This window comes from Coxiella endosymbiont of Ornithodoros amblus (assembly GCF_019425495.1).
Taxonomy (GTDB): Bacteria; Pseudomonadota; Gammaproteobacteria; order Coxiellales; family Coxiellaceae; genus Coxiella.
In genome coordinates, this window is record NZ_VFIV01000001.1 from 45858 (window position 1) to 58702 (window position 12845).

The window sequence follows — 12845 nt, forward strand, 5'->3', positions numbered from 1 at the left end:
TCCTTGATTTGATTGAAACGCTTTATAGCGTGAAAAATTATATTTAAAGCCTACAAAGACAGCATAATAAAAAGCCCTTAATTACATCAGTAAATATAATTTTAGAGTTACCTATGTTCCTTTCTACATAAGTTGAAGGTAACTCAATAATCTTAAGGCCATTTGACATACAGATGATCAAAGTTTCAAGTAAATAAATTGGTGAAGAATAAGAAAACTTTCTTGATAAAATTAACTTGGCAGTTTCATAGGAATAAAAACGATAACTGTTTCTATAATCTCTTAATCGTCGCAAAAAAATCCTTGCTAAAAAACTGTAACAGTAACTTATGATCTTTGATAAAGCGTCCTCCCGACTACTCTGAAACCATACAAATATTTTGATCCAATAATAAAATCGAACTTTCACAAAGAAACAGCCATCAGACCATTCATCATCTGAATCAATTCAGTAAATACCGTATGTGACGTATTTTTCACTAGCCATTCTAGTACCATTCGTACCCCAGCGTTTCTCTGATTACCAGGTCTGTTTTTAATTTGATGAAGGAAAATGATATTTGGATCTGATTCAGACATTTTTTTACGATTTCAACCGTGCGATCAGTGCTTCCCCCATCGGCGACATAATACAGTGTAACGAACACTGGGGGATTATAGCGTATAGATTCTAAAACGCTTGCAATCACAGCCGATTCATTTAATGTTGGAACTATAACAGCAAGATCAAGTACAAGTTTTCTATCTGCTGTATTAATATCACGCTTCAATAACTTCCTCGCTCTTTCTGAAACCATAGTAGATTCCTCACCGTAGTACAGATTATTTAAGCTTCCTATACAAACTTCAACTGTTTGTTTTTCATTTGACAACGGCAGGATAACATCATAAGATTTGAGGTCATGTTCAAGCATAATTTTGATAAGCTTATGGAAAGAAGTATCTGGCTGCCAACCAAGCTTCTCTTTTTCTTTCTCAGGTCCCCCTAACAAAAAATCAACTTCGGCAAGTCTATAATATTTTTGTATCTATTACAACATAATCACGCCAATTAAGATTAACTAAACTAAATGAATATTCTAATAGATCCTTAACAGACCATGTTTCACCTGTTGCAACCACATAATCATCAGGAGTGTCTTATTGCAACATAAGCCATATCATTCGACATAATCTTTAGCATATCCCCAATCACGTTTAGCGTCTAGATTACGCAAATAAATTTTTTTTAAGTCCGGCTAGATTTTTGCTATCCCAGAGGTAATTTTTCGGGTAACAAACGTTTCACCACACCAAGGACTTTCATAGTTGAAAAGAATGCCTGTTGACGCATGAAGCCCGTAGCTCTCGCGATAATTAATGGTTTGGTAATGTGCAAACACTTTAGCGCAAGCATAAGGGCTACAAGGATTAAATGGAGTGGACTCTGTTTGCGGAACTGATTTAATATCACCATAAATTTCTGAACTTGAAGCTTGATAGAAGCGTATTTCTTTTGCATTATCAGCATTTTTAATTGCTTCTAGAGTATTTAATGTTCCTAGTCCAATCGTTTCCAAAGTATAGACAGAGGTATCAAAGGAAACACGCACATGACTTTGTGCCGCTAAATTATGATTTGATGTTGTTTTATTTCATTGATAAGCTTATTGAGCACTAAACCATCTGTGATATCACCATAATATCAAGAATAAATGTGCATTTTCTTTGTATCTTTCCTCATAAATATATGAAAGACGCTGAGTATTAAATGAAGATTATCGTCTGATCATACCATGTACTTCATAATCTTTTCTCAAAAAAAGTTCTGCTAAATAAGAGCCATCCTGCACTGTAATAGCAGTAATAAATGCTTTTTTACGCATTTTTCTCTATTCCCTCAATTGCAATAGCTTATCTCCCAGCAGACCAACCAAGGTATTGCATTAAACTAACGTCCATGACTTTAGTAAATGCACTATCTGGTTTGTGCTATGATCCCAAATAATCCCCTTGATATCCAATGATATCTTGAATAAGTAATGAAAGCTCATAGATACTAATTTCTTTACCACTTCCTATATTAACGACGGGAAGCTGATCATCTTGTTCAAACACAGATTTAACAATATTCATCGGGGGATTCATAAGATGGCAGCAGGTCTCTGCAAGGTCATCTGAATATAAAAATTCTCATCTTGCTTTCCCACTACTCCATAATACAAAACTGGGTCTTTTTTGTACTTTAGCTTCGTGTATTTTTCTAATTAAATATGCTAAAACATGTCCATTCTCCAAATCATAATTATCATTAAGGCCAAAAAGATTCATAGGCATGGCACATAAATATTATGTATTATTTTGCCGATTATAATCCAAACAATTCTCAATACCAGAAATTTTTGTGTTTGAATACGCTCGATTCGTAGGCTATAATTTTACCGAATTAAAATATACTTCTTTAAGTGGTCGTTGTGCGCCGTTAGAGTGAATACATGGACTCACTAAAAATAATAAACGCTTAATTTTATATAGAAATGATGCTTCAATGATATTCTATTGGATGGCTAAATTATTGCGAATAAAATCAACGGAGTGTAAATTACTGTCATTAATACCTCCAACACGTTCTTCTTCTAAAAACATATACTCTGGACAACTATTTTCAAAAAAATCAAATATTTTTTCTTTATCCATAAGGCCAAGTTCTTGATGAATTCGAATGATAAGTAAGGAATAACCTTACTTTTTAAGCCGACGCAGTATCGCTGAGCCAGCAAGTCCTCGATGACCCGTGAAAAAAATACGCGCATCATTTTTCATTTAAACTCCCGCCAAGTTTTTAACACTGCCCCCATTACCATCCTCAAAACAGATGGATATTTGTCTCACTCAGATAATCTATTATGCTAACAAATTGCTTGGATATTTTTTTAAATACGCATTCCCTATGCGTCGACAAAGAATGATAAGAATTATCACAACTTATCGAATTACCACCTTTTTAGTATTGAACTTAGATTGTACATTAAAAAATAAAGATCAATAGAATAAATAACAATTTTTCACATAATTATAGAGTAGTTTTTATGTTTTCAAAACTTAGTATATTGTTGTGGACATCGGTTTCAGTTTTGTAAAAAAATATCCTATTGGAAAAATCCTATATGTCTACATGTATATAATGGAGTTAGATAGTTCAGCAACTATTTAAACTAGCGTGTCACAGAAACTTTATACATCGAATAAATTTTTTCTTACCATGGTTGTAAAGATGTCGACTTCAGGCCTATTGGCATAATGGCGTAGATTAAATTGGTTATTTTTTTCTGAAATATATTGATTTTTCCTTAAGTAGTGATCAACTAAAATATTAGTAACATTTGTTTCATGCTTTCCTGACTTATTTCTATGGAAAAGGTAGCATGTAAATGAAAATTTACTAATACTCGTTTCGGGATGAGCTTATTTATTCTCTATCTGTAAATATTGATTCAAATTAATATTTTTATGCCTGAACATTATCTCTAATATTCTTAAATTCCATTTTTCATCGGGATGTAGAAAGAAAACAGAAATTAGAACTAAGAATAATAGTAGATTTATCTATTAATTTTCTTTACTTTCCAATTTTTTTAATTTATAAGAAATTTGTTCTGTAATTATAAAATCTATTAAAAAACAGCTACAAACGATGATACACTAAAAAATAAGTATTTCCGAATAGCGAGTTGACCATGTTCAAGGAAAAGAAATTTATCACTAACAAACGAAATAAAATATGGATAAAGTAAACGAAAAAAATGTGTTCTTATTGATCCACCCAATAAGATCGGAGTAATTTCAATTAAATAACTTGTAAATAATAAATACATTAAATTGGCGCAGAGAAGCAGAAAATGCAGTAACTTTTGCTTTGTTTTTATTCTATCATTAGTGAGAAACATACATAACAGTCGAAGTGAAAAAATAAAATAAAAATCACAGAATACTTACATGTGAAATAAGTTGATTCTTCTAGTGAAGTAATTATATATGCAATACCATATAAAAACGTTCCTAAAGGTGTCCATGTGTATTTTCTTATCTCACCTCTGGAGAAAAAAAATTTAAAATTGTACTACTAATAGTATAGATTAGTATAAATGGTTAACAAAATTATAAACTTCCTGTCAGTCATGACTGTTTTTATAAACGTGTTTAGAGGACGATACTAATTATACTGATCCCGCTGGAAAGCGTACCAAATGTATAGTATAGAGGAATGAAAAAACTACTAATAACTAAGAATACTTAGTTACTGTTAAGGTTTAACAGGTAAAAAATCAAATAAAATGTTTACCACTTTTTAAATATTTTTTAAAAAGAGAGATTAACATAAAAATAATATGTTGCATATGAATAAATTGCTAAGCTAAAACAAAACATATAATTTATTACGCCATACGTCAATACAAAAATGGCAAATGAATATAATATTAGAGCCAAAATTATACTACTTTTAAGCTCAATACCAAAAATTCTATTAAATAAAAAATGATATAGATAAGGGTATAAAATCGCAAAAACATATCCTAGAGAATATCCAGCCAAAATATGGGCTTATGAATATCTCACTGATTCTCGCCATTAGACATAGATCAAAATCAGCAGATGATTTATTAACGATAGTGTGCAAATAATAAGTCCTGTTCAACAAATAATTCCTGTACCACTGTTAAGTACACTCATAGGCCCTAATTCATCAGGATAGAATCACATGAATAGTGCTTCTGAAATTCTGAAATAAAACACAACACTGATAATATCACACCAGCAGAATGAAATATGAAGAGTACGCTCTGTGTTTTATTAATCACCATGGATTCCTTAATTTTAAAAAAAGTTGTCCAAACTAATCGATTGACACATCTCTTTGTCTAAGATCTCTTTCTTTTTATAAAGATTCAACATTCACCGGCAACTGAAAAACCTTGATGATAGCATGAGTGATATCATCGCTATCGGTGTACATCGACTCAGCAAGTGCGGATGATGTTAGTGCAGGATAATTAGGTGCAGCAATCGCTTTATCGGTTGGAGTAGTATAGAGAATCAATCTATGTTTGTTATCGCAATTATTTCACTCGCGACAAAGCAAAATTCAAAAGCGGTATCCAAAACTATAAACCTTCCTGTTTTCCTAATTGAAGCGTCGGTTGTTTCCAAATCAATCGGTTTAATGGTTTTATAAAGTTTATTAATTCACAGTGAATACCCTGAGCTTTTAAAAACTTTTCAGTGCGGAGCGCTTATATCGTCATTTATGACATAGCAACTACGGTGATATCGGTTCCTTCGATGACTTTTCTCACTTTCCATAAAGTAATAATATCGACAGCTTTCTTCAGCTAGGATAGCAGTGCTTGCCACGAAACGAAGAAAGGTCGTTAGATTCATCGACCCGCCGAAACCAGCAGTAACACCCTTTACTTATAGATACAATTTAGAAATTAGTGCTTTGAGACTGCCGTTTTGATCAAATAATAATTATATACTAGATGGCTATTGACTGCTAGATCAATGGTGCTTAATTTTCAAAAACCATCACAGCAACAACCTCTTGTGAATCGAAAGATGCGTAGGGCATCGGATTTTGCGTTTGGGATATTGAAACACAACTTCTTCTTCTATCTTCCGTATGCGGAAAATTTTGTATACAAGCTCTTTATATTTTTTTAATCATGAATCCTTCATTACAACTCCAGCTCAGGATGAATTTCACTTAGGAATAATTTAAATTAAAAATTAAAAGAACGCTATCATTACGATCAACTAAAATGATTTTTTAGCTAGGTATTGCCATCGTCATATTTTTTTCGGAAAAAGTGATAGAAAAAAAGAATATAGATTTTAAAACGGACGAAATGTAATGAGTAAATTTAATTTCAACACCTCTGGAACTATTCATAAACTTATTCCAGTTAGACTTACTCGAGACACGTGCTTGACGTGTCTCGAGTAAGTCTTTTAATGAATCAAACAAACGCCAGGCTTTAATTCTTGGAGAAAATCTACGAGAAAACCATTTTAAAACTTTATACGACAATAATAGATATAATATATTAACCAATATTGAACTAAAAATTGCTTGTTTTTTGCTAGGTTTTTTATTAGCTTCATTTAATTCTGGCCTAATTGAAATCGTTTATATAATATTCTTTTTTACATAACGTAGAGCTCGATCTTTTCTCGCAAGGTATATCTTAGAGCTTTCTGATTGAACAACGAGATCTGGCATGGAAAGACGCCGCTGAACTTCCACGACTGTTATCTTAGATCGGTCAATGGTTTTCTGAAAATTTAAAAGGATCAGCTCATTTTCATGCCATAGTGTATAGTAATTAACATAATCTTTGCATGGGTGTTGCACAACTTTCAGCCCACGTAGCAATGGATACTGCATCGAGATGATAACTTTCTCCTACATAAGGCGTTACGAAGTCTTCTTCAGTTAAACTAATAAGAGCTAGCTCATCAGAGTCCTGAATAAAATAGAGGCGATCTGCTGCCGGATAAGCAGAGGGTAAAAACTATTCATCTAAAGTTTTATCAAAAGGGATCGAATACTCAGGCATGTCATTCTTTACTTTTAACATCACCGGATGGCTATGGAAATAACGGATAAGCAAGTCATCTAAAGGACCTAGCTAAAGCACATAAGCGTGATTTCCTGTGTTAAGGTTATAGGAAACGTTATTATCCCGCATCATAGGATGCAAAATAGGTTTTTCATAGCGAACAAATATTCGCGGAGTGATTGATATATTAAAATCTTTAATCCCATCTCCAGTGTACTGCACAAAATCAGTAAAATGACTATTTAAAACTTCATAAAAATCCTCCAATAACACCGGTGGCACTGGGGAAACAACCCCCTCATACCCTTCGGCTAGCTTTTGCAGACAAAACTTAATTCCCCTTTAGCCAATAGGAAATCAGAATACAGAAAGCAGATCGCATCAAAGAAATGACTACGCTGTACAGTATGAGATTGGACGTTACTTAAAACAGCGTATTTATTTTTAAATTTCTGGGGATTGATAGGTACTATTTCAAAAGAAATAATTCTTTTAAGTTTTTGAAATTTCTCCGTCTCTTCAAAAAGTGGAACATCTTCATCGCACATATAGAGAAGAAATAAACTATATTTATTATTCATTAAATTGCCAAAATTGCGTTCGGCTAACAAACTAAGAAAGCATATGTTAAGAAAGTTTTCAATATAGCAACTGTCCAAACAGCAAAAGAATATATGACCACAATCGCATCAATAGATGTTCCAAGTTTGGAAGGCGCTACTTTATAATTACTAGACCCCAGCTTCCAGTTTTCAATAAGAGTTTTTAAATTGGAATCCGCCTTTTCTAAAATAGCTGCTACGTTCAGCAATCGATCACATTTCAATCTATTGCCTAACTTTGCCAAATCTGAAATCACATTATCCATATGAGCTATTAGATTATTTTTTACATTTTTCATATTTCCAAATACGATTCGCTTCGTTAACAGCCAGAAGCTTAAAGGGCGCATTACTTTTGCAATCCACAAACCCGAATCTGAGTAAGGTTGTTAGTATAGTATTTAATATCGACCGGAATATCTGATCCTGACAATTCAAACATGATTATTTGACGAGGTTCAGTTATGATATAAATATTTTGTTGCCAATCCTAACATCAAGGAAGCATTAGGTAAATAAAGTCACCGTCAATTGAGTCAAATCGCCGAATAGGAGTATGCTGAAGAAATTCGGACTTAATGAAGATCGGATGCATTTGAAAACAGTGACCGAATAAACCATTCTCTGTCCACCATAATAAAAAGCCAGGATAAGTCATTTTTTTTCACGAGTACAGAAAGAAGCTTTTTTCGCAGGATGTAGATTGTTAAAAGCTAGTTCGGTGAGTTTCGCTGGGGAAACTCTAAAGGTAGAAGCATTGTTATGATCTGTTAATTTTGAAACATCATCTAAAACAGTTTCTCTATTTAATTGGATGCCCGGAGCAAATATGACTTTATACCATTTATTAACTACGCCAGTTATTTCAGCGACAGTGATATCAGAAAATATCGCATCTGGAGTCAAATTGATAAGACTAGCATTACATCGTTTGTCCATAATTAGAAAACAAGTCTGTAACAACCCTGAAAGGGAGTATGCTAAATTAGGAGTCACATCATAAGCATTCGGAACCAAATCAGGATGTTTCGAAATTAGTCGCTCAGAAATTACATGAATTTCAATAGAAAAAAAGAGGAAATTTCTTGATAAAATTTTGATCGCCAAAAACTGATTTTATCAAAAAAAGTACAAAAAATTACAGAATGGGGTTCCAATATTTTTTCAAAAGTTCTAAGTTATTTTTGAATAAAAAATAAGCTACCGCTGACTTTTAAAAAAGTTGCCTATGCACACCAAAAAAACACAACCCACTATAACTAGTGGGTTGTTATTAGCAGTGGATAATACTTCTTGTCGTTGTAACAAATCTTTGCTTTCTATACTCGCGAGGTAGTCAAGCTCAAAGTTTTTATATTCTGCTGTCCAAGTTATATTGCGAGGATCTCAGTCAAACCGGACTGCCATATTAAATACACACCGAGCATCCCAAAAGCGCCCAAGACGTTGCAGTAAAATCCCCATGTAAGTATAAGACATACAGTAGAATATAGGATCAACCCATTCCGATGGGCTTGTAAATTGAGAAGTTTCATTTTCTATAAGGTCAAAATTAACCAGCGTATCTAAATCATAGAAATAAACTTCCATAAGAGAACGATAAATAGAATGCTTATGTTCCGCCACTTTAATGATCTCTAAATATATCTGTATACTTTTCACAAATTCATGTAAATATAATCCTACAAAATTTGCTAACCACTCTAATTCATCTGCGTTCTTGGACGTTATCTTCAGTGAAGTTCCTAATTACATCTTTAACAGACAGAATCAGTTCTTTGGTTAATCCCCTCTTCCGAAGGCTGCCTTCTAAATCATTCTGTAGATGATATTCAGGGTAGCTACGTTAATATATTCAATAGCTTTTTTTTAAATGCTTTATAATAGCGATTGGTTTAGACATCTGGCTTAACTCCCCAGCACTAAAAACAGTATTTCCCATCCAAAAAAGCTATCTCAATCAATGTTGAGACACTTATGTTTCTCCAAAAAATAGTATTTCTATTTAAAATGAAACTGAAATAGACAAAGATCGTTTAGTCAGTGTTCAACTACTGATATTAGTATCAGAAGCTATTACAAATCAATAAAAATTTATTGTTGTATATTAATCAATCCCCATCTATGGACAACGGATGATAACATCTATGGATAACGTTGGTGCAGCTTGCTGTGCCAAAATTATCCATAAACTTTCTCGCCCATTACCGACGACACATTTTAATGGTTTAGACGTGTCGGGTTCTATTAGATAACTTGATAAACTTTTTTGGCTAAGTTATTTAAGCCGCACAAAGAATCATTAAAATCGTTATCATTAATACAATCCCCAGTTAGGTGTTAAAAAGTAAGAGGTATTCCTATAAGATTGCAAGAACTTTCGTCTATTTTTATAAAAGAAGAGTCTAGGAAATAAGAAAAATCTGAATTAATGCTTAGTTGTTGAATGTAAGAACTATCATAACCGATAGAATAAAAGAATAATTTCAGTTTTTGAGGCGTAGTATAATGTTGGTATTCGGTATTTCTATAGCGCCAGTAGGTAAATAACCTATAAGCCAACGCTTATTCACTTTAGAGAAAGGTAAGTTATTTTTTTCAGTTTCATGAGATTTACTTTTAATGAAATCTGTTCCTGAAATTTTATATCCTAGGCTATTCGCTAAATCAATGATTCCTAGTTTTTTTAAATTTCCATTGTGAAATAGGCTTTCTATTTATCAGCAGCAGCAGAACCTTTAAAATAACATTGTCCAAAATCTATAATTTTTTTTATATTTTAAGTTATTATCTTTCCATGCTATTATTTCCTCATCTTTTACATTTAAATTCATATAATTATATAGTCATGATAACGCGCGCTACTATCTGCTATGAAAATATCTTCGTAACGAATTATAAAAACATTCTTTTTATTTCTAACAACATGACATGTCGTAAATATTGCGCGCGATAGTGTGCTATGTGGATTCTCCATTGGTAAATTCTATCAAAAAAACTACCCTTTCTTTTTTAGATAAAAAGAAAATATTGTATCTCAAGGGATGACAAATAATGACTATCTTTGTTATACCCTTTTTTGTTAAAAAAGTCTAAAAACTCTGTATGGGGAATATTGTGAGTTACAGACACCTCTCCCATGTAAATGTATGGAGAGGAAACCTCATAATGATCATAGAGCCTGTATTTTTTACAAATTTAAATATTCCTTTTCTTTATACAAAGGAGAATATATTGCTTGTGTATCGTTCTCATCAAACGCTATAGTTTCTGGCTGAAATATATTAGACATGGCTTTTTTTAACATATCATCCATTAATAAATAAAAATGACTTCCTAGCTTACAATAAAAATTTTCTATTTCAGAATTCTCTTTATGAGAAATATGATCACTTAAAAAACTCACTAAAAGGATATTACCAGATCCAGGAAACCAATAAATCCTTACTTCTCATGTTAAGGGTTTAGAATGTACAATATTAGCTAGAGAACAAACAGGATGCAAAAAGCGCAATTTATCTTTTATGTTGTCTTGGGATCTATTAGGAGATTTAAGACAATAGCGCTAAAGAATAAGATAGTAATTGATATTACTTCATAAACCCCTCTTCTTTGTAAAGCAGAAATTGAAATTATTTGTAGAGGCTTAATCTCCTAACTTCCTGGCCAATTTTGTATATATCATTACCTAAACCACTCTTTAATTTCAATCAGAAAATTTCTATAACTCACCAATTAGATTTTGTGAAAGTGAGAGAGTTGCAAAATAAGAAACATTAAGTATAATGGTCAAAAATGTTGTTTCCAAAATCAACACTGCGCTGTTGAAAAAATAAAAAGCGGGGATGATTCAATTTCAATTCGCTGAGTAACTTGTTATGATTACATATCACCACATCGGCGGTCGTAATGGAACTTATCCCTTGCCGCTAGCAGATAGTATTTTATTACGAGATTTTCATTTGGCTTTGTACGATGCGGATGAAAATTGTTTTGAGCAAATGAAAAAAGTTGAACAGGAAGGCTGGGGGGAATTTAGCATCTATCCTTATTGTATTGGAAAAAAAACGGGACGCGCTTTATTTAATTTAAATTTCCACCCAACAACGAATTCTTTATATCCTTTTAATCAAGAATATGCAAATTATGGATTTGTAAGAGATTTTCGATATGGAGAATACATCTTTGGTGAAGCTTGTAAGCGCGTTAAATCAATTGAACTTAATTTACTTTCATTAGAAGAAGCCTTAAAACGCTCCAAGAATGTTGGTTTAGACTTTTTATCATTAGATGTACAAGGAACCGAATATGATATTTTAGAAGGGGCAAAAGACTTTCTAGTGAATAATTGCATAGGAATACAGTTAGAAGTCGAATTTGTAAAATTATATCAAGATCAGAAAACCTTTTTTGATATTCACCCTTTGTTAGAAAGCATGGGTTTTGAACTAATCGATTTAGGAAGTTTTGGTCGATGCGCTCCAATCTCATTACCTCTCGGATTTAGGGGATTAGAACAACCGCTGTACGCAGAAGCATTGTATCTTAAAAAGGTTGATCTCTTAGTTAAAGATAAAAATATTGACGGATTATATAAAGGCGCTTTATTTAGTCTCCTTTACAAAAAGGTAGGCTTATGTGTTAAGTTTTTAACAAAAGCCATTGAAATGAATGGACGTGAACACAATCCGGTAAAATTATATAAAAAATGTTTAATTGAAATATGGGATTTGTACGAACAATTTAAAAATTATAGATTGCCCTCGATATCCCAACTCTTTTCAAATAAAATGTTCCGAGAATATTATCAGAAACAAAATACTACTAATCTAAAAGACGAAATAAAAGAGACCATTAGAAATCAGATAACTGCTGATATATTACCAATAATAACTGAACTGCATAAAAGTGCGGATTCTCAGCTTGAGGAACTATTAAAAAAATATGGGCTTTATGAGGTCGCGGCAACGGTTAAAACGAACAGATTCTTTGAAGCTAAGTGTTTTCTAGATTTAGCAAACGAACTTGAATTAGTTAAAAAGGAGGTCAATGAAAATCTTACTTTTTAAACCAATGGCACTACCTTACGGAAGAAGAAGGAATCAAAGACCCCTAATACGTTCACAACTCCATCCTTTGTTGTGATAATTAGCGCTACAAGCACTGGTTCCGCCAACATAAATGTGAATACTTTGAGTCTTTTTATCTATCTCTAGGGGTAAGTGAATATCTGCGTTAAAAATCAGAGAAATGGGTTTGGAGTTTTCCAAACATATTTTGTAGTGATCATGTCGTTAACCGTTGGCAGTGATGGTATTTTTCGTGGTCATGCGCAACGTCACTATGATTTTCTAACTGGCGTCAAGATGGGTAAAAATGATCACGTTGTTAATTCGAAAAAATCGAATAAATCAGCATGGACGACGAAAGGATAATATAATTTATATCCATCCGTTTAGGTACAAGAGTTTAAGGTAAACGGCAACATTTATGTAACAACCTTGCTAAATGCTAAAAAATATCATAAGAGAGAATGGCTAAAATATATGAACAAAGATGGGCAGTAGAGATTAATCTAAAAAGCATCAAAGAGATCATGGGCATGAATTTCTTATCTTGTAAAACACCCGAAATGATTAGAAAG

General features: G+C 32.6%; 1 protein-coding gene and 7 pseudogenes. 2 read left to right on the plus strand and 6 right to left on the minus strand.

Annotated elements, in window-relative coordinates; all coding sequences use genetic code 11:
* The 6 pseudogenes from FIV31_RS00210 to FIV31_RS00230 all read right to left on the minus strand — a co-directional run.
* Positions 1 to 797, minus strand: a pseudogene (locus FIV31_RS00210) (glycosyltransferase); the annotation flags it as partial.
* A 126-nt stretch (positions 798 to 923) separates the two neighbouring features.
* A pseudogene (locus tag FIV31_RS08160) lies at positions 924 to 1028 on the minus strand (GDP-mannose 4,6-dehydratase); the annotation flags it as partial.
* Positions 1029 to 1238: 210 nt separating this feature from the next.
* Positions 1239 to 1865 (minus strand): annotated as a pseudogene (locus FIV31_RS00215) (GDP-mannose 4,6-dehydratase).
* 28 nt (positions 1866 to 1893) lie between these two features.
* Positions 1894 to 2802, minus strand: a pseudogene (locus FIV31_RS00220) (NAD-dependent epimerase/dehydratase family protein).
* A gap of 3008 nt (positions 2803 to 5810) precedes the next feature.
* A pseudogene (locus tag FIV31_RS00225) lies at positions 5811 to 9104 on the minus strand (hypothetical protein).
* Positions 9105 to 9541: 437 nt separating this feature from the next.
* Positions 9542 to 10724: pseudogene (locus tag FIV31_RS00230) on the minus strand (sulfotransferase domain-containing protein); the annotation flags it as partial.
* A gap of 252 nt (positions 10725 to 10976) precedes the next feature.
* Here FIV31_RS00230 and FIV31_RS00235 point away from each other — a divergent pair.
* Both FIV31_RS00235 and FIV31_RS00240 read left to right on the plus strand, forming a co-directional pair.
* Positions 10977 to 12270, plus strand: a pseudogene (locus FIV31_RS00235) (FkbM family methyltransferase).
* A gap of 153 nt (positions 12271 to 12423) precedes the next feature.
* Entirely contained in the window at positions 12424 to 12636 is a 213-nt protein-coding gene (locus tag FIV31_RS00240) for a hypothetical protein (RefSeq protein ID WP_280123405.1), read from the plus strand.
* Positions 12637 to 12845 lie beyond the last annotated feature (209 nt).